The following is a 20,585-nucleotide window of genomic DNA, read 5'->3' on the forward strand; positions in this document are numbered from 1 at the left end:
TGCACAAGTTCCTGCGCTGGCTCAATGCCATCGCACGCGATCAAGCCCCGTACGCTCCTCCAGCCATCGCGGGTGCATGACAGTTGACTCCTACAGGGCAGCCTGGCCGGCTTGAGCGTGAAGAATGCAAGTGCCCAGCGTTGCCTGAAGTGGTTTGCGCGCACGGGGGCGGCGGCCGCGCCGCACCGTCCTCAGTGGCAGCGCACCAGGATCGCGGTGATGTTGTCCGAGCCGCCTTCGTCGAGCGCGGCGGCGACCAGCATGTCCACGCATTCCTGCGCGCTGCAGTCGTCATGGCCCAGCGCGCTGGCCAGACCGGCATCGTCCACTTCCTCGGTCAGCCCGTCGCTGCACAGCAGCAGGCGCATGCCCGGGCGCAGCTCGCCGGTCATCGTGGCCACGTTCAAGTGCTGTGGATCGGTCACGCCCAACGCCTGGGTGACCACGTTGCGGTGCGGATGCGCGCGCGCCTGCTCGGCGGTGAGCGCGCCCTGCGCGATCAGTTCCTGCACGTAGCTGTGGTCCTGGCTGAGCTGGGCCAGCTTGCCGTCGCGCCACAGGTAAGCGCGACTGTCGCCGACCCAGGCCACCTCGAAGCGGTTGCCCTGTACCCGCGCGGCCACCACCGTGGTGCCCATCGGCAGGGTGTCGTTGCGGCGCTGCGAGGCGCGGATGATCTCCTCGTCGGCAATGCGGATGGCCTGCGCCAGCGCGGTGCCGCCGCGCACTTCGCGCAGGATGGCCTCGCGCGCCAGGGCGCTGGCGACCTCGCCGCAGGCGTGGCCGCCCATGCCGTCGGCCACCAGCCACAGCCCCAGCTCGTGGTCGCCGTAGTAGGTGTCCTCGTTGAGGTCGCGGCGCAGGCCGACATGGGTGAGGTGTCCGAATTCGATCATTGCGCGCCTGCGGCCGGCCGGGGTTTTCTGGGGTCGAAGGGCATCATCGCGGTCGCGCGCGGATCAGGCAATCGCCGGGCGCGGCGCCAAGCAGGCGGGGTTCATCGCCCCGCGCCGCCAGGGGCTTGCGGGGCCATCGGCGCCGGGCCGCTTGTCCGCGCGCGGCGGGGACCGTATGATGCACGCCCCCGGTCCGCCGGGGACCACCCGGGAAGGTGGCAGAGTGGTTGAATGTACCTGACTCGAAATCAGGCAGGCGTTTATAGCGCCTCGGGGGTTCGAATCCCCCCCTTCCCGCCAGTTCTTGCGTCTCGCGCATCCGCGAGGCCGCGTCTCCAGGGGCATGCCCCGCGCCGCGCAGGCAAACGCCGCTGGCGATGACAACCGCGCTTGGCGGTGTCCGCGATCAACCCCGTGTTTCCGCTTCGGGATGATTCCTCAACGGTTCGTGGGCGGCGATAAACCGCATGTTGGGCATCGGACCGCCCTGTCGCACGGGCAATCACCAAAGCCCTGCGCGTGGCGTGCCCCCGTTGCGTTCGCCGCTTGGACCGATCCTGCCTCGCCACGGGTGATGCGGCCGCCTAGCCCGCCGATGCAGGGCGCGCATCCCGCATAAGCGGGCCTGGATGCCGTCGCATCGTAGGCGCTCCCGCCCTGCGTTGGACAAGCCCGTTCTCCCGGTTCATCCATCGTCCAGCGGTTGTGTTCGCATGCTGTCGCCCCCTGGTTTCGGCATTGGCGCAATGGACAGTCGGGTTGGCTTCGAGCGTGCGGATCGACATGCCGACGCATGTCCCGGCGTCACCAAGGCGGCGCAGCGCGCGCAGGCGGTGAAAACGACGAGCGCAGCTGGGCGCCCAGGATCGCGTCGGTGTTCCTCCTTCATCACGATGTGCATCCTGCTGTTTGCCGCGGTCGGTGCCACGGCACAGCGTGGCGCTGCAGCGCCGCTGCCGGACGCGTCGACGTCTGCGCATGCGGCACGGTTCGGGCTCAGCGAACGCCCGGATGCCTACGTCGTCGACACCGGTGCGGGGTTGACCTTCGCCGTGCGGCGCATCGCCGGCCGCAGTGGATTGCAGAGCGCAGGCGGTCTGTGTTCGCTGCGCTGGCATGGCGTCGAGTACCAGGATCCGGCCAAGGACAGCCACGTCAACTCGGGCTTCGCCGGCCTGTACGCGGATGCCGGGCCGGTCGCCGTCGAGGCGCGACGGCTCGATGCCGATACGATCCGGGTGACGGTGCGCTCGGGCGATCTGGTCCATTACTACCTTGCCCGGCGCGGCGAACCGCGCATCTACATGGCCGACCGCTTCGGCAGCGAACCGAAGCCCGGATTGCTGCGCTTCGTCGTGCGCGTGCCCTGGGCGCTGCTCCCACATGGCCCCGAACCGGCGGACCTGCATGGGACCGACCGGACGATCGAGGCGCACGATGTGTTCGCTCGCCCGGACGGGCAGACCCGCTCGAAACACTATTCCAACATGCGGCTGCTCGACTGGCGCTACTTCGGCGCGACCGGTGCGCATGTCGGGATGTGGATGGTGCGCGACGACAACGAGGGCGGTTCCGGCGGCCCGTTTTACCGCAGCCTGCTGGACCAGGGCACCGTCGACCAGGAGCTGACCTACATCGTCAATTACGGCGAAGGCCAGACCGAGCCGTTCCGCACCGGCGTCCTCGATGCCTATACGCTGGTCTTCACCGATGGTGCGCCGCCGGGGCCGGTCGATACCGCGTGGTTCGCCGGTGCGGGCCTGGACGGTTATGTGCCGCCGGCGGCACGCGGCGGGGTGAACGGTACGGCGCGCGGCCTCGATCCCGCCTTTGCCTACACGGTGGGTTTCGCCTCGGCGCAGGCGCAGTACTGGACCGGCGTCGGTGTGGACGGGCGCTTCGAACGCAGCGGCATGCTCCCGGGCGTCTACCGGGTGACGCTCTACAAGAACGAACTGGCCGTCGCGCAGGGCGAGGCCACCGTGGCGGCAGGCCGTGCCGTGGCCACCGGGACGCTGCGCGCCGACGATCCGGACACCGTGCCGGCGTTATGGCGGATCGGGTGCTGGGATGGCTCGCCGCGCGAGTTCTTGAACGGCGACAAGGTGACGACCATGCACCCGTCGGACGTGCGCATGGCGAGCTGGCGGACCGCGCCATTCACGGTCGGTGCGTCGTCAGCGGCGCAAGACTTTCCTGCGTATCAATGGCAGGACGTGAACAACGCGCTGCACGTGCGCTTCGTCCTCGAGCGCCTGCCGGCGGCGCCGCCGACGCTGCGCATCGGCATCACCACCGCCGCGTTTCATGGGCGGCCCGTGCCGGCGATCGGCGGGTGGCAGGCGGCGGTTCCCGCGGCGTCGCCGCAACCGACCTCGCGCACGCTGACGGTCGGCATCTATCGCGGCAACAACACCGTCTATCGCTTCGTCATCCCGTTGTCCGCGTTGAAGGTCGGCAGCAACGACCTGACCTTGAGCGTCGCCAGCGGGCAGCACGGGCAGGGGTTCCTCAGTCCGGGCGTGTCGTACGACGCGATCGATCTGGTCCAGGAGAATGCACCTGCGGGCGTCGCTGCGGCGCGCTGACGTCCGTGCGCCGTTCCAGGCGAGCGCGCCGCCGCGACGCAGCGCCGACGCCGTCTTAAGGCAGAGCCGTTACACTGGCGCGACTTCTGTTTGTGGTGTCTGCCATGTCCGAAATCCTGGTGCCCGTGTCCTTCGGCGAATTGCTCGACAAGATCGCCATCCTGCAGATCAAGTCTGAGCGCATCGAGGATCCGGGCAAGCTGGCCAACGTGCGCGCGGAACTGTCGGCGCTGGAAAAGACCTGGATGGCGCATCCGGCCGCCGGCGGCGACGTAGCGCGCCTGCGCGCGGAGCTGAAGGCGGTCAACGAGCGCCTGTGGGTGATCGAAGACGAGATCCGGATCAAGGAGAAGGCGCAGGCCTTCGACGAGGAGTTCATCAAGCTGGCGCGCAGCGTGTACTACGAAAACGACGAACGCGCACGGCTCAAGAAGGAGATCAACCTGGCCCTGGGCTCGAGCTACGTGGAAGAGAAGTCCTACCAGGACTACCGCAACGCCTCGGCGTGAGCGCGGTGCCCGGGAGGCGTTGCCGCCTCCCGGACGTCACATGGACCTGCTCAGTCGCGCGCGACCAGCAGGCCGGTGAGGCGCCGCACCAGCGGCAGCACCAGCAGCAAGGTGGGGAAGGCGACCAGCCAGGACAGTGCCCAGGCGCCGAGCCAGAGCGTGCCGACGCCGGGCGCCAGCCCGACGCTGCGCAGGGTGCTGATCATCGAGACGATGCAGGTCATCAGCACCGACAGCAGCAGCGGGGTCACCCAGGCGGCATGGCGCGGGGGCAGTTTGCGGGAAAACAGCGGGGAACGTGACATTGCGGACTCTCCGTAAGCCGGTCGATCGAAGGCGCCACCCGCCAGCGGCCTGTCAGGCCCTGGCGGGAAACAGCCCCGGACGGATCCGGCGCAGTTGGCGCGTTGATTGACGTAAACGCTTACGGCGGCTCCTGCGGGCCGGGTCGGCGGCAGGACGCGCGGCGATGGTAGGGCGGCGCCGCGCTTGCCGCAACTGGCCTCAGCGGCCGTGGTCCCTGCGGTAGCGCTCGAACGCGGCGATCGCGTCGTCCACCCCGATGAGGTCCATCACCCCGTCGAATTCGATCTTGCTGCCCCACTTCAGCTGCTCGGCCGGCTTGCCGAGATACTTGCGCGCGGCGGCGTCGTACTTGTCCACGCAGTAGCGGATGTCCGAATACGGGCCGCTGCGGCGCGGGTTGCTGGCCGCGTGCAGGCCCAGCACCTTGGTGCCCATCGCGTTGGCGATGTGCATGGGGCCGGAGTCTGGAGTCAGCACCAGTGCCGCGCGCTGCAGTAGCGCCGGCAGTTGCTTGAGCGTGTCGCGGCCGACCAGGTCGAGCACCGGCGTGCGCGCTGCGGCGACGATGGCGTCGGCGGTGCTGCGCTCCAGATCGCTGCGGCCGCCGCACAACACCACGCGCCAGCCCTGTGTGGCCGCATGGTCGGCCACCGCGGCGTAGCGCTCGGCATACCAGTTGCGGCGCTGGTGGCTGGAGCAGGGCGAGATCAGCAGTGCCGGACGGCCGTCCTCGGGCCATTGCGCGCGCGCCCAGGCATGGGCTTGCTCGGGTACCGGCAGGTCCCAGCGCACCTCGGTCTGGCGCAGTCCCAACGGCTCGCAGAAGCTGCCGATCGCATCCAGCACATGGATGCCGGGGCGGTCCGGAATGCGTTCGTTGACGAACAGCCCGTGCAGGTCCTTGGAGCGGCTGCGGTCGTAGCCGATGCGGCGGCGCGCCGGCACGAACGCCGACAGCACGTTGGCGCGCAATGCGACCTGCATCTGCAGCAGCGCGTCGAAACCTTGTGCCGGCAGGTCACGGCGCAAGGCGCGCATGCCGGCCACGCCGCTGCGCTTGTCGTAGGGGTGGAACACCACGCCCGGCAGGCCTTCCAGCAGCTTGTGCCCGGCCTTGTCGATGATCCAGTGCAGGGCCGGCGCCTGCGGCCAGACGCGCTGCAGGGTCCGCACCAGTGGCACCACGTGGGTCACGTCCCCCAGCGCCGACAGGCGCAACAGGCACAACGAAGGGAGCGTTGCCGGCATGGTGTTGTTAGACTCGCTGGATGGTTGCATTCGACGCCACCGAAGCGCTGACGCCGTACCGCGAGGGCCGCGGTTACGGAGCCATTCTGTTCGACCGCGAGCGGCTGCGGCAAGCCGAACCGGCGCTGTTCTCCGCCGCCGCCTGGGGCGAACGCGCGCGCCCGGTGGATGCCGGCGGCCGCGGCGGCGCCTGGTTCGTCGATGCCCCGTTCGGCAGTTGCGTGTTGCGGCAGTACCGCCGCGGCGGCTTGGTCGCCAAGCTGGTCCGCGACCGCTACCTGTGGACCGGCGCCGACCGCACCCGCAGCTTCGCCGAGTTCCGGCTGATGCGCGCGCTGATCGCGCGCAAGCTGCCGGTGCCGCGACCGCTGGCGGCCTGCTATCTGCGCCAGGGGCTGCGCTACCGCGCGGCGATCCTGATGGAGCGATTGGAGGGCGTGCGCTCGCTGGCCGACTGCGCGCGCATCGCCGGCCGCGGCGCGCCGTGGGAGGAAGCGGGGCGGCTGATCGCGCGCTTCCATCGCGCCGGCCTCGACCACGCCGACCTCAATGCCCAGAACATCCTGTTCGACGGCAACAACCGCGGCTGGCTGATCGATTTCGATCGCGGCGTGCTGCGCATTCCCAGCACCCGCTGGCGCGAGCGCAACCTCAAGCGGCTGCGTCGTTCGCTGCTGAAGCTGCGCGGCGAGCGCAGCGTCGATGCGGTGGAGAAGGACTACGCGCGCCTGCGCCGCGCCTACGACCTGGCCTGGGAGCGCGGTTGCTGATGACCGACTGGGCGCTGCGTTTCCAGGGCGTGGGCAACGCGTCGGCGGTGTCGCTTGGCTCGCCGATGGCCACCATCGAGCGCGCTGGCCGGCCGTGGCTGACCATCGATTGCGGCGGCGAGGGGCTGACCGCCTATCAGGCGCACTACGGCGCGATGCCGCAGGCGCTGTTCGTCACCCATGTGCACCTGGACCACGTCGCCGGCTTCGAGCGGCTGTTCGTGGACAGCTATTTCTCCGCGCGCCGCGGCAAGGTGCGGTTGTACGTGCCGGCGACGGTGGTGCCGCTGCTGCATCGCCGGGTGGCCGACTATCCGAACGTGCTGGCCGAGGGCGGCGCCAACTTCTGGGATGCGTTCCAGCTGATCGCGGTGGGCGATGCGTTCTGGCACGAGGGCATGCGCCTGGAGGTGTTCCCGGTGCGCCACCACTGGCCGGAGACCGCCTACGGCCTGCGCCTGCAGGGTGCGCTGGTGTGGAGCGGGGATACCCGGCCGATCCCGGAAATGCTGAACCGGTATGCCGACGACGGTGAACTGGTGGCCCACGACTGTGGTCTTCACGGCAACCCGTCGCATACTGGCGTGGACGATCTGGAGCGGGAGTATCCCGCCGAGCTGCTGCAACGGACCATGCTTTACCACTACGCCAGCACTGAGGATGCCGAGGCTCTGCGCAGGCGCGGGCACCGCGTGGCGCGCCCGGGCGAATGCGTGGCGCTGGCCGCGCCGCGCGCTGCGCAGGTGCCGCAGGTGCCGGCGGGATGAACGCGCTGCCGCGCCCGCCGCTCGCGTCGACGACGCCGGCGGACCGGCGCGGGCGGCCGTTGCGCGACCTGCGCCTGTCGGTGATCGAGGCCTGCAACTTCCGCTGCGGCTACTGCATGCCGGCCGACAAGGTGCCGGACGATTACGGCTTCGACGCCGCATCGCGGCTGTCGTTCGCGCAACTCGAGACCCTGGCCCGCGCCTTCGTGCGCAACGGTGTCAACAAGTTGCGCCTGACCGGCGGCGAGCCGCTGCTGCGCCGCGATTTGCCCGAGCTGGTGCGGCGGCTGGCGCGCATTCCCGGTGTGGACGACCTGGCCATGACCACCAACGGCGCGCTGCTGGCGCGGCACGCGCTGGCCTTGCACGAGGCCGGTCTGCGTCGGGTCACGGTCAGCCTGGATGCGATCGAGCCGGCGGTGTTCCGGCAACTGTCCGGCGGCCGCGGTGAGATCGCGCAGGTGCTGGAGGGCATCGACGCGGCGGTCGCGGCCGGGCTGGGGCCGGTCAAGCTCAACTGCGTGGTCCAGCGCGGCATCAACGACGACCAGGTGCTGCCCTTGCTGGCGCATTTCCGCGGCAGCGGCCACGTGCTGCGCTTCATCGAGTACATGGACGTCGGCACCTGCAACGCCTGGCGTCGCGAGCGGGTGGTGCCGGCCGCCGAGCTGCGCGACCGCATCGCTGCGCACTGGCCGTTGCAGGCGCTGGCTCCGCACTATTCCGGCGAGGTCGCCGCGCGCTATGCGTTCGCCGATGGCGGCGGCGAGATCGGCTTCGTCACCTCGGTCAGCACGCCGTTCTGCGGCGACTGCCACCGCGCCCGCGTGTCCGCCGACGGCCATCTCTACACCTGCCTGTTCGCGGGCGAGGGCACTGACCTGCGGCCGGCACTGGCTGGTGGCGAGGACGCGCTGGCCGAACGCGTGCGTGCGCTGTGGGAGCGTCGCGACGATCGCTACAGCGAATTGCGTGGCGCGGCGACGGCCACGCGCGGCAAGCACGTCGAAATGTTCCTGATCGGCGGTTGAGCGATGGACGCCGCAGTGCAACGCGCGCTGGTCGCGCTGGAGCTGGAATTGCTGGAGCCGGCGGTGCGGGCCTTGGCGGCGCGCGTGGCGGAACTGCTCGACGATGCGTTCGTCGAGTTCGGCGCCTCCGGCCGCCGCTTCGACAAGCCGGCGGTGCTGCACACACTGTCGGCCGAGTCGGGCGACGTCCGCTACCGCGCCTTCGACATCGAGGTGCAGTCGCTGGCGCCGGATCTTGCGCAAGTGCGTTACCGCAGCGAGCGCAGCGGCGGCGGTGAGCCTCCGCGGCAGGCGCTGCGCAGTTCGCTGTGGCAGCGCCGTGACGACCGATGGCGCATGCTGTTCCACCAAGGCACGCCGATTCCCGGCGGTGCCTGAAGATCGCGCCGTGGGAGCGGCAGCGCAGTCCATGACCAAGAAGACCTCCGCCACGTCCGCGCGCGCAACCGCGCCCGCGCTGACCCACCTGGACCCGCAGGGGCTGCCGACCATGGTCGACGTCTCCGCCAAGGCCGCCACCGCGCGCGTGGCGGTGGCGCAGGCGCAGGTGCGCTTTCCCGCCGCGGTGGCCGCGCAATTGCGCGCCGATGCGCTGCGCAGCGCCAAGGGTGGCATCGTCGACACCGCGGTGATCGCCGGCACGATGGCGGTCAAGCGTACCCACGAACTGATTCCGTTCTGCCATCCGTTGCCGATCGACGGCTGCCGCTTCGCCATCGACTGGCGCTCGCCGCAGGTGCTGGGCATCGAATGCACGGTGCGCACCGTGCACCGCACCGGCGTGGAGATGGAAGCGCTGACCGGCGCGAGCGTCGCCGCGCTGACCGTCTACGACATGTGCAAGGCGCTGACCCACGCAATGACCATCGGCCCGGTGCGGCTGGTCGGCAAGCGCGGCGGCAAGCGCGACGTCGGGAGCGTGGCATGAGCGCCGAGGTGACCGTGCTGTACTTCGCTAGCCTGCGCGAGGCCGCAGGCATGGAGCGCGAACAGGTGCGCACCGATGCGCCGGACCTGCGCGCGCTGTATGCCGAACTCGATGCCCGCCATGGCCTGCGCTGGCCGCTGGATCGGTTGCGGGTGGCGGTGGACGGCGCCTTCGTCGGCTGGAACGAGGCGGTGCGCGACGGCAGCGAAGTGGTGTTCATTCCACCGGTCTCGGGAGGCTGAGCCATGTCCACCGAACCGCGTTTCCGGCTGGCCGACCAACCGCTCGACATCGCCATGCTGCGCGCCCCGCTGGCGCATGCCCAGGCGGGCGCCTATGCCAGCTTCGAAGGCTGGGTGCGCGACCACAACGACGGCCGCGCGGTCGACGGCCTGCATTACGAGGCCTATGCCGCGTTGGCCGAAGCCGAGGGTCAGCGCATCGTCGACGAGGCCCTGGCTCGTTTCGCCGTCCTCGATTTGCGTTGCGTGCACCGTGTCGGCGAACTGGCGATCGGCGACCTGGCGGTCTGGGTCGGCGTCGCCGCTGCGCACCGTGGCGCGGCGTTCGATGCCTGCCGCTACGTCATCGACGAGGTCAAGGCGCGCGTGCCGATCTGGAAGCGCGAACGCTATCGCGACGGCGACGCGGGCTGGCTGCATCCGGAAGCGCAGGCGTCGCAACCCAAGTAGCGTCGCGCGTTCAGGCATGATCGTGTCTTGTAGAGGAGGGTTGTAACCCCGCCGGCTGACTTCGGCGCCCGCGTCGATCGATACGCGCCGAAGTGGCGTCTCAGGTGCAGGGATGCGTGCGCCGTCGCCACGGCCGGTGCCAACGACTAGCCAAGGACCCGAAGCGGGCGGAAGACGTGGCGTACCGCAAGAATGCTCATATCTGGCAGGGCGCATGACGCAGACGATGCTGTGTCCATGCGCAGGCAAGTTGCTGGAGGAGGGTGGTAGCCCCGCCGGCTGACCTCGGCGCCCGCGTCGATCGATACGCGCCGAAGTGGCGCCTCCGGTTGCAGGGATGCGTGCGCCGTCGCCACGGCCGGTGCCAACGACTAGCCGGGGACCCGAAGCAAGCGTATGGCGCGGCATGCCGGAAGGATGTCCGTACCCGGCAGTGCGCATCGCGCACACGATGCATGTGTGCATGCGGCGGGCTGCGGTGCAGAAGGAGGGTGGTAACCCCGCCGGCTGACCTCGGCGCCCGCGTCGATCGATACCGTTGCTGCCTTCCGGCCCTGGCGGGGTTTTCGACCTAGCGTCGCGAGGGGCCGACGGGGCCACCATAGAGACGAAACCGCGCCGTGGCGCGGTCTTTCCCTTTGAGTCTTACGCCAAGGGCGGAGCAACTCTGCGAGGGAAGCGCATTCGAATCTGGCGGAGAGAGGGGGATTCGAACCCCCGAAGCGCGGTTTAGACGCTTACACACTTTCCAGGCGTGCTCCTTCAACCACTCGGACACCTCTCCGGATCTTGCGCGGGCCATGCGGTCCGGGCAAGGGCGGGAATTCTAGCCGTCATGGCGGCCGTTCACAAGGCGAACCACCGCGGTTGCGTGAACTGCGCCGATCTGCGCTCTATTCGTCGTCGCAGTCCGCCCTGCGCCGGAGGCGGCGCGTGCGGGACGGCAGCTGACCGGACGACTGAACGATCGCGGTGGCCCGCCGTGGCACAATGGCGGTTCAGATGAAGACGGTCGCCTGATGTCCTATCTCGTTCTCGCCCGCAAGTGGCGCCCCAAGCGTTTCGCCGAGTTGGTGGGGCAGGAGCATGTGGTCCGCGCGCTCACCAACGCGCTGGACAGCGGCCGGGTGCACCACGCGTTCCTGTTCACCGGCACCCGCGGCGTCGGCAAGACCACGATCGCGCGCATCTTCGCCAAGTCGCTGAACTGCGAGCAGGGCACCAGCGCCGACCCGTGCGGCCAGTGCGCGGCTTGCCTGGACATCGATGCAGGCCGTTACATCGACCTGCTGGAGATCGACGCCGCGTCCAACACCGGCGTGGACGACGTGCGCGAAGTGATCGAGAACGCGCAGTACATGCCCTCGCGCGGCAAGTTCAAGGTCTACCTGATCGACGAAGTGCACATGCTCTCCAAGGCCGCGTTCAATGCGCTGCTGAAGACGCTGGAAGAGCCGCCGGAGCACGTGAAGTTCCTGCTCGCCACCACCGACCCGCAGAAGCTGCCGGTGACGGTGCTGTCGCGCTGCCTGCAGTTCAACCTCAAGCGCCTGGACGAGGAGCAGATCCAGGGGCAGATGACCAAGATCCTGGCCGCCGAGCAGATCGAGGTGGATGCCTCGGCGATCGTGCAGCTGGCCAAGGCCGCCGACGGCAGCCTGCGCGACGGCCTGTCGCTGCTCGATCAGGCCATCGCCTACGCCGGCGGCGCGCTGCGCGACGACGTCGTGCGGACGATGCTGGGCACGGTCGATCGCACTCAGGTCGGCGCGATGCTGGACGCGCTGGCCGATGCCGATGGGCAGCGGCTGCTGCAGGTGGTGGCCGGCCTGGCCGAGTTCTCGCCCGACTGGGGCGGGGTGCTGGAGGCGCTGGCCGAGGCCCTGCATCGCATCCAGGTGCGGCAACTGGTGCCCGGCGCCGCCATGCCCGCGCTGGACGGTCTGGACCCGGCGCCGCTGGCCGAGCGCCTGCGGCCGGAGATCGTGCAACTGTGGTACCAGATGGCGCTGAACGGGCGCCGCGACCTGTACCTGGCGCCGAGCCCGCGTGCCGGGTTCGAGATGGCGCTGCTGCGCATGCTGGCGTTCCGTCCGATGGGCGCCGCGGCGCTGCCAGCCGGCAGCGCGACCGGTGCGGCCGCGCAAGGACACGGTAATACATCGGCGGCCGCTGCCAGCGCGCCTGCTGCCAGCACGCCCGCCGCAGCGATGGCCGCGCCTGTTGCGGTGGGTCCCGCCGCGCCGGCGGCGCCCGTCGTCGCCGCACCGGCACCGGTCCCGGCCGCGCCCGTGATGGCTGCGCCCAGCGCAGCAGCGGCCCCGCTGGACCCGCCATGGGATCCGCCGGCACCGCCGGCGGCGCGCCCTGCGCCGTCCGCGCCGGTCGCGGCACCGGCGCCAGCGGTCGCTCCGGCCGCGGCCGCCGAACCGGAAATGGCGATGGTGCCGCCGCTGGCGCAGACCCCGCGCACCCACGCCGCCGTGTCCGACCTGCCGCGCGCCCTGCACAGCGCCGAGGACTGGCTCGAACTGGTCGCCGATTGCAGCCTGACCGGCCCGTCGCGGCAGCTCGCCGCCAATGCGGCCTTCGTCAGCCATGCCGAGGGCGTGCTGCGGCTGTCGCTGTCGGCGGGCTTTGAATATCTGCAGTCGGAGCGCTCGCTCGGTGAACTGGCCGTGGCGCTGGCCGATGCGTTGGGCCAGCGCCCGAAGATCGTCATCGAAAGCGGCATCGCGGTCGATGCCGAAACCCTGCATGAGCGCTCGCACCGGCAACGCGGCGAGCGCCAGAACGCGGCCGAAACCGCGTTCCTGAACGACCCGGCGGTGCAGGCGCTGATCCAGCAGCAAGGCGCGCGGGTCGTTCCCGATTCCATCCGTCCCTACGATGAGTGAACCACGATGCGTGGCAATATCGCCCAACTGATGCAACAGGCGCAGAAGATGCAGGAAAACCTGCAGCGCGCCCAGGAAGAACTGGCCCAGCTGGAAGTCACCGGCAGCGCCGGCGGCGGCATGGTCAACGTGACCCTGACCGGCGCCAAGGAGTGCCGCAAGGTGCGGATCGATCCGAGCATCCTGGCCGACCAGGAAATGGCCGAGGATCTGATCGCGGCCGCCTTCAACGACGCCTCCAACAAGATCGATGCCGAGTCCAAGGCGCGCATGGGTGCGGCCACCGCCGGCATGCCGATCCCGCCGGGCATGAAGCTGCCGTTCTGAGACCGGGATTTGGGAGTGGGGATTCGGGATTCGTGGTTTCTCGCGAGTGCGCTGCATCTCCTGCTTCGGTGAATTCCCGCGTAGGAGCGGCTTCAGCCGCGACGGGCATTGCCGGTAACGCCCCTCGCGGCTGAAGCCGCTCCTACGCGATGTCCCGCGTTTCACTGGATCGCGTGCCAACGACTTGGTGGTGGATAGCCCGCTGTAATTCCCAATCCCGAATCCCGAATCCCCAACCAATGAGCTCGCCGCTGCTCGAACAACTGATCGATGCGTTCCGCGTGCTGCCTGGCGTCGGCCAGAAGACCGCGCAGCGCATGGCCTACCACGTGCTCGAGCGCGAGCGCGAGGGCGGGCAGCGCCTGGCCGAGCGGCTGCTCGAGGCGATCGAGCGCATCGGCCATTGCGCGCAATGCCGCGATTTCAGCGAAACCGAGGTCTGCGCGATCTGCGCCAGTCCCGCGCGCGACCGCCAGCAGCTGTGCGCGGTGGAATCGCCGGCCGACCGGCTGGCGATCGAGCACGCCACCGGCTACCGCGGGCTGTACTTCATCCTGCAGGGCCGGCTGTCGCCGCTGGACGGTATCGGGCCGCGCGAGCTGGGCCTGGATCGGCTGGCGGCGCGGCTGGCGCAGGGTGAGGTCGCCGAGCTGATCATCGCCACCAACTCCACGGTCGAAGGCGAGGCCACCGCGCATTACCTGGCGCAACTGGCGCGCCAGCATGGCGTGCGGCCGAGCCGGCTGGCGCAGGGGCTGCCGCTGGGCGGTGAGCTGGAGTACGTGGATCGCGGCACGCTGTCGCATGCCTTCGGCAGCCGCAGCGAGGTGCCGCGCGCCGGCGCCGGCGAGTAAGGGCCGCACGCGGCTGCGGCGCGACGCCGAATTGGGCTATAACGGCGGCCCCTTCTTTCGTTCCGGGCGCGCTCCATGGACACCATCTTCGGCAAGATCATCCGTCGCGAAATTCCGGCCAGCATCGTCTACGAGGACGACGCCGTACTCGGCTTCAAGGACATTGCGCCGCAGGCGCCGGTGCATGTGCTCTTCATCCCCAAGCAGGTGGAGATTCCGACCCTGGACGACCTGGCGCCGGAGCAGGCGACCCTGGTCGGCCGGCTGGTGCTGGCCGCGGCCAGCTACGCGCGCGAGCAGGGCCTGGCCCAGGACGGCTACCGGGTGGTGATCAACTGCCGCGAGCACGCTGGGCAGACCGTGTTCCATCTGCACCTGCATCTGCTCGCCGGCGCGCCGCTGGGACGCTTCGGCACGCCCTGAGCCGCGGCTGGCACATAAAAAAACGCCGCTGGATCAGCGGCGTTTTTCGTTGCGGCGGTTACCACCAGCCCCAGCGCGGACCCCACGGACCCCACGGGCCGCCCCAGGGGCCATACGGGTAGGCGGGCACCACTTCGACCTGACGCACCACCGGCCACAGGTACACCACGTCTGCATCCATCTTCGGCAGGCGGTAGTCGTACTCGCCGATGCGGGTGTTGTCGTAGCCGGAGACGTGGCCGATGAAGGTCACCTCGCGGCCCGGCTCGAACACCGCCGGGTCGTAGAAGCCGGCGCGGCAGGCGATGAAACGGCCATCGCTGGCGTCGGCCGAACTGCTGTCCGGACGGCCGCTGGCATTGAGCGGGCGCGACAGCATCTGGAAGCAGGTCTGGCCCTGGCCGGGCGTGGTCTTGATGATCTTGCCGCCCCAGCGCACCGGCGCGCCGGCCTGCTGGCCGGCGACCGAATCGCGCGGGCTGACGGGCGCGAACTGGCCCTGCAGTGGCTTGGGAGCAGTGGCGCAGGCGCCGAGCGCCAACGCAGCGATCACGGGGAACAGCAGGCGAATCTTCATCGGGATGCTCCAGTTGGCGGACGGTGCCTGCGCAGGTCGCGCAACAATGAAGCGCTGTCCGAATCAGCGCCAGCGTAGCGCGCATCGGCGAAACGCTGGCTGAGTGGAATCAGGGTCGCATCGCCGGTTTCCTGCTGCACCCGCGCGGCCCACGCCAGCGCCGGCTCGTGCGGTTCACGGCCCTGGCCGCGCTTGGCGTAGCGCCGGCCCAGCGCCCGCCAGGCCCGCAGCAGCGGATCGCGTTCGCGCTCACCGCGGGCCAGCCACCAGGCCATCGCACCCAGCAGCAAGGCGGCGAATCCGGCGAACAGCGCCACCAGTTGGCCGGGCTCCAACTTCGCCACGCCGAACTGGCTGAGCAGGCGCTGCTGGCGGTTGGCATCGAACGACAGCACCAGGTCGTTCCAGCCGCGCCGCGCCCAGTCGGCGAGATCGCGCCAGCGCCAGTCGGCGCCATCGCCCTGCGCGCCGCCGCCGCTGCCCAGGCGGTCCTCCAGGGTGTCGTAGATGCGTTCCGGCGCCACCGCCGCCGTCGGGTCCACCCGCACCCAGCCGCGTTGCGGCAGCCACACCTCGGCCCAGGCGTGCGCGTCCATGCGCCGCACCACCCAGTAGTCGCCGAACGGGTTGCGGGTGCCGCCGGCATAGCCGGTGACCACGCGCGCGGGAATGCCGGCGCCGCGCATCAGCACCACGAACGCCGAACTGAAGTGCTGGCAGAACCCGGCCTTCTGCTGGAACAGGAACTCGTCCACGCCGTCGCGGCCGGGCAACGGCGTCTCCAAGGTGTAGGCGAAGTCGCGGCGGATCCATTGCAGGGCGCGGGCAACGATCGCCGCATCGTCGGCACCGGCCTGCTGCCGCCATTGCCGGGCCAGCGCCAGGGTGCGTGGGTTGTAGCCCGGCGGCAGCGCCAGCGCGCGCTGCCGCTGCGCCGGCGCGAGATTGGACTCCACCCGCTGCGGCAGCGCTGAACGCAGCCGCCAGCGGGTCAGTGCGCTGAGCGGGCGCTCGGTCTGCAGTACGGCGTCGGCCGTCAGCCGGGTGCCGGCCGGCGCCTGCCGGGGCAGGTCCAGGGCGACCAATTGCCGGCGGTCGGTCGGTTCCACCTCGAGTTGGTAGTCCCAGCCGCCGGGTGCGAGCTGGATCGGCGGTGCCGGTGCCCAGGCGTTGTCGCGCTGCGCACGCCAGGTGCTGCCGTCGAAATCCCACAGCACTGGCCCGCGCCAGTAGCGCTGCGCCGGCGCCGGGACCGGGCCAAAGAACTGCACACGCAGCGCCGGGGTGTCGTCGGCCAGCAGGTCCAGCCACTGCCCCGGACTCATCGTGTCCGACAGGCCCGGACGGCCCAGCGCACGTTCCGGTACGCCCCACAGCGGCGAGCCCAGGCGCGGGAACAGCCAGAACGCGGCCAGCGCCAGCGGCAGGCCCAGCGCCAGCAGGCGGCCGACGCCGCGCAGTTGCCCACGCAGCGGGCGGCGCGCGCTGTGCCCTTCCTGGTCGGCCAGGCGCTGCATGCACAGCAGCGCCGCGATCACTGCGGCCAGCGCCAGCGCCATCGTCACCGGTCCCTGGTCGAGCAGGAAGGCGGCGAACGGCGCGAACAGGGCGAAGCCGAGCAGGCTGCGCGCGTCGCGCAGGCTCTTCAGTTCCGAGGGCTTGATCGCCAGCATCGCCGCCAGCAGTGCGCAGCCGGTGTCGCGGCCGAAGCGCAGCCCGACCTGCCAGTACAGTGCCGCGAGCATCACCGCGACCAGGGCCAGGCGCAGCAGCGCCGGCAGCGGCCGCCACGCCGAACTGGCGCCGATCAGCAGCGCGGACAGCGCGATCAGCCAGGCCAGTGTCGCGGGCAACTGCAGCAGCAGCGGCAGCAAGGCCAGCAGCGCCGCGCCCAGCGCCCAGGCGCGGCTGGCGGCATGCAGCGCGGGCGAACGCGGCTCAGCCATGCGGCAGCAGCGCCAGCGCGCGCAGGCACAGATGCCGGTGCTGCGGGCCGCGGCCCGGACCCAGCGCCGGCTGCCCCGGCAGCAGCAAACGATAGCGGCGGCCGTCGCGTTCGGCGTCCTCGACCCAGCGCGCCAGCCGCGCGATGCGGCGTTCGTGCGGCAAGGCCGGCAGCGTGCGCCAGTCCAGCACCACGTCCACGCCGATCGGGCGCTCGTACTCGCGCACCAGTAAGGTGTCGCGGCGTGCCGAGTGCTTCCAGGCGATCGCCCGCGGTGCGTCGCCGGCGCGGTAGGGACGCAGTTGGTGCAGTTCCTCGCCGAGCGCATGCAGGCGGGTCTGGGTCGGGGTACCCGCGCCGGCCGGCAGCGGTGGACCGTCGGCTTCCGGTTGCGGGTAGACCAGGAGCGGGGTCTCTGGCCAGAACCAGGCCCAGGCGCGCAGCAGGCCCAGCGGTTGGGTGGTGGAGACCTGGATGCGCTGCAGGTCGAGCCAGCCGCGGCGCTCGGTGGGCACTTCGAGGTCGGCGGCGTTGTGGTCGTCGCCGAGCAGGTCCAGATAGGTGTGCGCGGCGCCGTGGCGCACGCGCAGGCCGCGCCGACGGCGACCGTCGGCGGTGGCCAGCGCCAGTCGCAGGCGCAGCGGCTGGCCGGCAGCGACCGGCTCGGCCGACAGCGCCTCCAGTCGCAGCCCGGACAACTGCAGGTGCGCAACGATGGCGCTGGCCATCGCTGCCGCGCCGAGCAGCATCGCCAGCAGCAGCGCCGGGTTGTTGTTGTAGTTCAGCGCGCCGAGCAGCATCGCCGCCAGCAGCAATGCCAGGAAGCCGCCGAACGGGGTGGGCAGGATGTAGATGCGGCGCCGGTCCAGATGGACGGGCAGCGCTTCCGGCGCGCGCGGCGCGGCCAACTGCGCCAGTCGCTGCCGCCAGTCGCGCCGCCCGCCCGGCATCGGCGTCAGTCCACCGCGACGCTGTGCAGGATCGCCTTGGCCAGGGCCTGGCCGGAGGCCGATTCCTGTTCGGCCACCAGGCGGTGTTCGGCGACGGCCACGAACAGCGCCTGCACGTCGTCGGGCAGCACGTGCCCGCGCCCGAGCAGCAGCGCATGTGCCTTGGCCGCGCGCAGCAGGGCGATGCCGGCGCGCGGCGACAGGCCGACGCGTACACCGGGGTGCTGGCGGCTGCGCGCCAGCAGCGCCTGCACGTAGCCGACCAGTGCTTCGCTGGCATGGATCTGCTCCACGCCCTGCCGCAGCGTGGCCATGTCGGCCTCGCCGAGCAGCGGCTGCGCCTGTGCGATGAGGTCGCGGCGGTCGCTGCCGCTGAGCAGCGCGCGTTCGGCCTCGGCGTTCGGATAGCCCAGCGCCAGGCGCAGCAGGAAGCGGTCCAGTTGCGAGTCGGGCAGGGGGAAGGTACCCGACAGGTCCACCGGGTTCTGCGTGGCGATGACGAAGAACGGCGACGGCAGCGGGTGCGTGGTGCCGTCGAGGGTGACCTGCTGTTCGGCCATCGCTTCCAGCAGCGCGCTCTGGGTGCGCGGCGGCGCGCGGTTGATCTCGTCGGCGAGCAGCACGTGGGTGAATACCGGCCCCGGGTGGAACTGGAACTGGCGCGATTGCGCGTCGTAGACCGACACGCCCAGCACATCGGCCGGCAACAGATCGGAGGTGAACTGTACGCGCTGGAAGCCCAGCCCCAGGCTCGCCGCCAGCGCATGCGCCAGCGTGGTCTTGCCCAGGCCGGGCAGGTCCTCGATCAGCAGATGTCCGCCGGACAGCAGGGCGACAAACGCCATGCGCACCTGCTGCGGCTTGCCCAGGACCAGCGAATTGACCTGCTGCTGGGCGCGCGTGAGCGCCTCGCGCAAGGTATCGGTTAGCATTTCCGGCAAGCGGAGCGGAGTAGGCATCGCAGTCTCGCAACGGTTTCAGGGAGTGTACGGGCAATGCAAGGGGAACAACGTGCACGCAGTGTCTTCATCGTGCTGTGGACGCTCGTCACCGCCGCCAAACTACTGGTCGCCGCGCGCCTGCCATTGTTCGTCGACGAGGCGTTCTATTGGCAGGAAGGCCAGCATCTGGCGCTGGCCTATTCGGATCTGCCCGGGCTGACCGCGTGGTTGGCGCGGCTGGGCGTGGCGCTCGGCGGCGATCACCTGCTGGCGCTGCGCGCGCCGTTCCTGCTGCTGGGTGCGGCCATGCCGTGGCTGATCGCGCGCATCGCCACGCGCTGGTTCGGTGCCGTGGCGGGCTGGCGTGCCGGCAGCCTGGCCTTGTTGATGCCGTTGTCCGGCACCCTGGGCATCCTGGCGCTGCCGGACGTGCCGATGGCGCTGGCGACGATCCTGTGCATCGATGCCACCGCGCGGCTGCTGCGCCAGACCGATGCGATGAGCGCGGTGGAGCTGGCGCTGGGCCTGGTCATCGGCGCGCTGAGCCATTACCGCTTCGTCGGCGTGATCGGCGTCGGCGCGATCGCGCTGCTGCTGATTCCGCAGGGCCGGCGCATGCTGCGCGATCCGCAGGTGTGGGTGGCGTTGGCACTGGGCATGGTCGCCTGGTTGCCGCTGCTGGCCTGGAACGTGGACAACGGCGAGGCCGGTCTCAAGTTCCAGTTGGTCGATCGCCATCCCTGGAGCTTCCAGCCCGCCGGCATCGCCTTCGTGCTGATCCAGTTGCTGCTGGTCACGCCGCTGCTGGCGGTGGCGATGACCAAGGTGGCGCTGATGGCCACGCGCGGCGGCAGCAGTGGCACGCGGGTGCAGTGGCGTTATTTCGGCTTGCTCGGCGGGGTGTCCACGCTGGGCATCTTCCTGCTCGGGTTCTTCACCGACGCCGAGCGGGTCAGCTTCCACTGGCCGCTGCCGGGCTATCTGGCGCTGCTGATCGCCACGCCGGTGATCCTCAACGGCTGGAGCAAGCCGCTGCGCCGCGCCACCTGGCTGCTGGCCGGGCTCGGCCTGGTCGGCGCGTTCGGCTACTACCTGGCGGTGTCGGTGCCGGCGGTGCGCGAGCACGCCGCCGGTGACAAGTACTACCCGCGCAACTTCGCCGGCTGGCGGCCGCTGGCCAGCGCGGTGCGCCGCGAACTGGCGGCAATGCCGGCAGGCACCAAGGTGCTGGCGGACAACTTCAAGGTCGGCGCCGAACTCGGCTTCGAACTGCGCGACCCGAACATCCAGGTGCTGCCGCATCCGTTGAACGACAAGCACGGGCGCAGCGCGCAGCTGCAGCAGTGGGGGCTGCTCAGCGACGGTCACCGCGACGGTCCGCGGCTGCTGGTGCTCTCGCCCAGCGACATGAAGTATCGGCTGCTGCTGCAGCGCTACCACGCGGTCTGCGACCTGGTCGGTCCGCTGCCGCCGCCGCGGGTGGTGTCCAGCGACCACGGCAGCCAGCGCTTCCTGCTGTTCGCGCTGCCGGCGCAGCGCGCGACCGGCCCCTGCACCACGCCGGCGATGGCCTGGTTCAATACCCCGGACGTGGACGCCACCGTCGGCCGCCGCTTCGCCGTCTCCGGCTGGGCGTTCAAGGACGGGGTGGGGATCGATCGGGTCGAGGTGCTGCTCGACGGCAAGGTCGCGGCGCAGGCGCACTACGGAGAGTTCTACGACGTCACCAAGTTCTGGAAGATCTCCACCGATCCCGGCCATCCGAACATCGGCTTCAGCGCCACCGTCGATGCCGGCAGCCTGGCGCCGGGCACGCACTGGCTGGGCCTGCGCCTGCACGGCCGCGACGGCAGCGTCGAGGACTGGTGGGAACAACCGATCGTGCTGCGCCCGCACTGAGCTAGGATGGCGCGCCTTTCCACGCCGTCGCGCAGGA

General features: G+C 70.5%; 21 protein-coding genes, 2 tRNA genes and 1 other RNA gene. 15 read left to right on the plus strand and 9 right to left on the minus strand.

Annotation, left to right across the window (positions count from 1 at the left end; all coding sequences use genetic code 11):
• Nucleotides 1–191: 191 nt before the first annotated feature.
• Nucleotides 192–896: a PP2C family protein-serine/threonine phosphatase gene (locus tag GGR71_RS04710; protein WP_160963970.1), complete on the minus strand. Its 705-nt coding sequence runs from the start codon at nucleotides 894–896 to the stop codon at nucleotides 192–194.
• 209 nt (nucleotides 897–1,105) lie between these two features.
• Between GGR71_RS04710 and GGR71_RS04715 the strand changes: the two genes are divergently transcribed.
• From GGR71_RS04715 to GGR71_RS04725, 3 genes are all read left to right on the plus strand, one after another.
• A tRNA-Ser gene (locus GGR71_RS04715) sits at nucleotides 1,106–1,196 on the plus strand.
• A gap of 413 nt (nucleotides 1,197–1,609) precedes the next feature.
• Entirely contained in the window at nucleotides 1,610–3,484 is a 1,875-nt protein-coding gene (locus tag GGR71_RS04720; RefSeq protein WP_456362586.1) for a rhamnogalacturonan lyase B N-terminal domain-containing protein, read from the plus strand.
• A gap of 104 nt (nucleotides 3,485–3,588) precedes the next feature.
• Nucleotides 3,589–3,993 carry a DUF6165 family protein gene (locus tag GGR71_RS04725; protein ID WP_017907820.1) on the plus strand — a complete coding sequence of 135 codons (405 nt, stop codon included), beginning with the start codon at nucleotides 3,589–3,591 and terminating at the stop codon, nucleotides 3,991–3,993.
• A 50-nt stretch (nucleotides 3,994–4,043) separates the two neighbouring features.
• Here the strand turns inward: GGR71_RS04725 and GGR71_RS04730 are convergent, their stop codons facing one another.
• Nucleotides 4,044–4,298 carry a DUF2798 domain-containing protein gene (locus GGR71_RS04730; protein ID WP_019798099.1) on the minus strand — a complete coding sequence of 85 codons (255 nt, stop codon included), beginning with the start codon at nucleotides 4,296–4,298 and terminating at the stop codon, nucleotides 4,044–4,046.
• 199 nt (nucleotides 4,299–4,497) lie between these two features.
• Nucleotides 4,498–5,547: a glycosyltransferase family 9 protein gene (locus GGR71_RS04735; RefSeq protein WP_160963966.1), complete on the minus strand. Its 1,050-nt coding sequence runs from the start codon at nucleotides 5,545–5,547 to the stop codon at nucleotides 4,498–4,500.
• Nucleotides 5,548–5,567: 20 nt separating this feature from the next.
• On the opposite strand from GGR71_RS04735, the gene GGR71_RS04740 reads away from it, so the two are divergent.
• Genes GGR71_RS04740 through GGR71_RS04770 form a run of 7 tightly spaced genes read left to right on the plus strand, consistent with a single transcriptional unit; the run spans nucleotide 5,568 to nucleotide 9,735 of the window.
• On the plus strand, nucleotides 5,568–6,317 hold the full coding sequence (locus GGR71_RS04740; protein ID WP_160963964.1) for a 3-deoxy-D-manno-octulosonic acid kinase: 750 nt from the start codon (nucleotides 5,568–5,570) through the stop codon (nucleotides 6,315–6,317).
• Nucleotides 6,317–7,084, plus strand: a complete 768-nt coding sequence (locus tag GGR71_RS04745; protein WP_160963962.1) for an MBL fold metallo-hydrolase — start codon at nucleotides 6,317–6,319, stop codon at nucleotides 7,082–7,084. Before GGR71_RS04740 ends, GGR71_RS04745 begins: the two co-directional genes overlap by 1 nt.
• Nucleotides 7,081–8,115, plus strand: coding sequence for a GTP 3',8-cyclase MoaA (gene moaA, locus GGR71_RS04750; protein ID WP_160963960.1), 1,035 nt, complete (start codon nucleotides 7,081–7,083; stop codon nucleotides 8,113–8,115). Before GGR71_RS04745 ends, moaA begins: the two co-directional genes overlap by 4 nt.
• Nucleotides 8,116–8,118: 3 nt before the next feature.
• Nucleotides 8,119–8,493, plus strand: a complete 375-nt coding sequence (locus GGR71_RS04755; RefSeq protein WP_160963958.1) for a nuclear transport factor 2 family protein — start codon at nucleotides 8,119–8,121, stop codon at nucleotides 8,491–8,493.
• 31 nt (nucleotides 8,494–8,524) lie between these two features.
• Complete coding sequence (gene moaC / locus GGR71_RS04760; RefSeq protein ID WP_160963956.1) at nucleotides 8,525–9,043, plus strand: cyclic pyranopterin monophosphate synthase MoaC; 519 nt, start codon at nucleotides 8,525–8,527, stop codon at nucleotides 9,041–9,043.
• Complete coding sequence (locus GGR71_RS04765; RefSeq protein WP_160963954.1) at nucleotides 9,040–9,285, plus strand: MoaD/ThiS family protein; 246 nt, start codon at nucleotides 9,040–9,042, stop codon at nucleotides 9,283–9,285. The genes moaC and GGR71_RS04765 overlap by 4 nt, the downstream gene beginning before the upstream one ends.
• A gap of 3 nt (nucleotides 9,286–9,288) precedes the next feature.
• The gene (locus tag GGR71_RS04770) at nucleotides 9,289–9,735 is read left to right on the plus strand and encodes a molybdenum cofactor biosynthesis protein MoaE (protein ID WP_160963952.1); all 447 of its coding nucleotides are present in this window, start codon (nucleotides 9,289–9,291) and stop codon (nucleotides 9,733–9,735) included.
• Nucleotides 9,736–10,232: 497 nt separating this feature from the next.
• On the opposite strand, the gene ffs is transcribed toward GGR71_RS04770, so the two are convergent.
• Together ffs and GGR71_RS04780 are read right to left on the minus strand one after the other, a co-directional pair.
• An RNA gene (gene ffs, locus GGR71_RS04775) (signal recognition particle sRNA small type) lies at nucleotides 10,233–10,329 on the minus strand.
• 97 nt (nucleotides 10,330–10,426) lie between these two features.
• A tRNA-Ser gene (locus GGR71_RS04780) sits at nucleotides 10,427–10,519 on the minus strand.
• A gap of 235 nt (nucleotides 10,520–10,754) precedes the next feature.
• Here GGR71_RS04780 and dnaX point away from each other — a divergent pair.
• The 4 genes from dnaX (at nucleotide 10,755) to GGR71_RS04800 (ending at nucleotide 14,236) form a co-directional block, all read left to right on the plus strand.
• Nucleotides 10,755–12,632: a DNA polymerase III subunit gamma/tau gene (dnaX, locus tag GGR71_RS04785; RefSeq protein WP_160963950.1), complete on the plus strand. Its 1,878-nt coding sequence runs from the start codon at nucleotides 10,755–10,757 to the stop codon at nucleotides 12,630–12,632.
• 6 nt (nucleotides 12,633–12,638) lie between these two features.
• Nucleotides 12,639–12,959 carry a YbaB/EbfC family nucleoid-associated protein gene (locus GGR71_RS04790; RefSeq protein ID WP_048490144.1) on the plus strand — a complete coding sequence of 107 codons (321 nt, stop codon included), beginning with the start codon at nucleotides 12,639–12,641 and terminating at the stop codon, nucleotides 12,957–12,959.
• Between the two features lie 239 nt (nucleotides 12,960–13,198).
• A complete protein-coding gene (recR, locus tag GGR71_RS04795) occupies nucleotides 13,199–13,813 on the plus strand; it encodes a recombination mediator RecR (RefSeq protein WP_160964006.1) in 615 nt (204 codons plus the stop codon).
• A gap of 75 nt (nucleotides 13,814–13,888) precedes the next feature.
• On the plus strand, nucleotides 13,889–14,236 hold the full coding sequence (locus GGR71_RS04800; RefSeq protein ID WP_010342491.1) for a histidine triad nucleotide-binding protein: 348 nt from the start codon (nucleotides 13,889–13,891) through the stop codon (nucleotides 14,234–14,236).
• A 58-nt stretch (nucleotides 14,237–14,294) separates the two neighbouring features.
• Here GGR71_RS04800 and GGR71_RS04805 read toward each other — a convergent pair whose 3' ends face one another.
• From GGR71_RS04805 to GGR71_RS04820, 4 genes are read right to left on the minus strand one after another with little or no spacing between them, the layout of a single operon-like run.
• Entirely contained in the window at nucleotides 14,295–14,813 is a 519-nt protein-coding gene (locus tag GGR71_RS04805; RefSeq protein WP_048490147.1) for a Slp family lipoprotein, read from the minus strand.
• A complete protein-coding gene (locus GGR71_RS04810; RefSeq protein WP_160964004.1) occupies nucleotides 14,810–16,759 on the minus strand; it encodes a transglutaminase family protein in 1,950 nt (649 codons plus the stop codon). Before GGR71_RS04810 ends, GGR71_RS04805 begins: the two co-directional genes overlap by 4 nt.
• Entirely contained in the window at nucleotides 16,752–17,708 is a 957-nt protein-coding gene (locus GGR71_RS04815) for a DUF58 domain-containing protein (protein ID WP_160964002.1), read from the minus strand. Before GGR71_RS04815 ends, GGR71_RS04810 begins: the two co-directional genes overlap by 8 nt.
• A 5-nt stretch (nucleotides 17,709–17,713) precedes the next feature.
• Nucleotides 17,714–18,667, minus strand: a complete 954-nt coding sequence (locus GGR71_RS04820) for an AAA family ATPase (protein WP_048490150.1) — start codon at nucleotides 18,665–18,667, stop codon at nucleotides 17,714–17,716.
• Nucleotides 18,668–18,703: 36 nt separating this feature from the next.
• On the opposite strand from GGR71_RS04820, the gene GGR71_RS04825 reads away from it, so the two are divergent.
• Nucleotides 18,704–20,548, plus strand: coding sequence for a glycosyltransferase family 39 protein (locus tag GGR71_RS04825; protein WP_160964000.1), 1,845 nt, complete (start codon nucleotides 18,704–18,706; stop codon nucleotides 20,546–20,548).
• Nucleotides 20,549–20,585: the final 37 nt, after the last annotated feature.

The organism is Xanthomonas sp. F1, from assembly GCF_014199855.1.

What these genes read in the sequence shown, in the direction of transcription:
- GGR71_RS04710 (WP_160963970.1), bottom strand. Translation starts at nt 896, where the DNA reads ATGATCGAATTCGGACACCTCACCCATGTCGGCCTGCGCCGCGACCTC.
- GGR71_RS04720 (WP_456362586.1), top strand. Translation starts at nt 1,610, where the DNA reads ATGCTGTCGCCCCCTGGTTTCGGCATTGGCGCAATGGACAGTCGGGTT.
- GGR71_RS04725 (WP_017907820.1), top strand. Translation starts at nt 3,589, where the DNA reads ATGTCCGAAATCCTGGTGCCCGTGTCCTTCGGCGAATTGCTCGACAAG.
- GGR71_RS04730 (WP_019798099.1), bottom strand. Translation starts at nt 4,298, where the DNA reads ATGTCACGTTCCCCGCTGTTTTCCCGCAAACTGCCCCCGCGCCATGCC.
- GGR71_RS04735 (WP_160963966.1), bottom strand. Translation starts at nt 5,547, where the DNA reads ATGCCGGCAACGCTCCCTTCGTTGTGCCTGTTGCGCCTGTCGGCGCTG.
- GGR71_RS04740 (WP_160963964.1), top strand. Translation starts at nt 5,568, where the DNA reads ATGGTTGCATTCGACGCCACCGAAGCGCTGACGCCGTACCGCGAGGGC.
- GGR71_RS04745 (WP_160963962.1), top strand. Translation starts at nt 6,317, where the DNA reads ATGACCGACTGGGCGCTGCGTTTCCAGGGCGTGGGCAACGCGTCGGCG.
- moaA (WP_160963960.1), top strand. Translation starts at nt 7,081, where the DNA reads ATGAACGCGCTGCCGCGCCCGCCGCTCGCGTCGACGACGCCGGCGGAC.
- GGR71_RS04755 (WP_160963958.1), top strand. Translation starts at nt 8,119, where the DNA reads ATGGACGCCGCAGTGCAACGCGCGCTGGTCGCGCTGGAGCTGGAATTG.
- moaC (WP_160963956.1), top strand. Translation starts at nt 8,525, where the DNA reads ATGACCAAGAAGACCTCCGCCACGTCCGCGCGCGCAACCGCGCCCGCG.
- GGR71_RS04765 (WP_160963954.1), top strand. Translation starts at nt 9,040, where the DNA reads ATGAGCGCCGAGGTGACCGTGCTGTACTTCGCTAGCCTGCGCGAGGCC.
- GGR71_RS04770 (WP_160963952.1), top strand. Translation starts at nt 9,289, where the DNA reads ATGTCCACCGAACCGCGTTTCCGGCTGGCCGACCAACCGCTCGACATC.
- dnaX (WP_160963950.1), top strand. Translation starts at nt 10,755, where the DNA reads ATGTCCTATCTCGTTCTCGCCCGCAAGTGGCGCCCCAAGCGTTTCGCC.
- GGR71_RS04790 (WP_048490144.1), top strand. Translation starts at nt 12,639, where the DNA reads ATGCGTGGCAATATCGCCCAACTGATGCAACAGGCGCAGAAGATGCAG.
- recR (WP_160964006.1), top strand. Translation starts at nt 13,199, where the DNA reads ATGAGCTCGCCGCTGCTCGAACAACTGATCGATGCGTTCCGCGTGCTG.
- GGR71_RS04800 (WP_010342491.1), top strand. Translation starts at nt 13,889, where the DNA reads ATGGACACCATCTTCGGCAAGATCATCCGTCGCGAAATTCCGGCCAGC.
- GGR71_RS04805 (WP_048490147.1), bottom strand. Translation starts at nt 14,813, where the DNA reads ATGAAGATTCGCCTGCTGTTCCCCGTGATCGCTGCGTTGGCGCTCGGC.
- GGR71_RS04810 (WP_160964004.1), bottom strand. Translation starts at nt 16,759, where the DNA reads ATGGCTGAGCCGCGTTCGCCCGCGCTGCATGCCGCCAGCCGCGCCTGG.
- GGR71_RS04815 (WP_160964002.1), bottom strand. Translation starts at nt 17,708, where the DNA reads ATGCCGGGCGGGCGGCGCGACTGGCGGCAGCGACTGGCGCAGTTGGCC.
- GGR71_RS04820 (WP_048490150.1), bottom strand. Translation starts at nt 18,667, where the DNA reads ATGCCTACTCCGCTCCGCTTGCCGGAAATGCTAACCGATACCTTGCGC.
- GGR71_RS04825 (WP_160964000.1), top strand. Translation starts at nt 18,704, where the DNA reads ATGCAAGGGGAACAACGTGCACGCAGTGTCTTCATCGTGCTGTGGACG.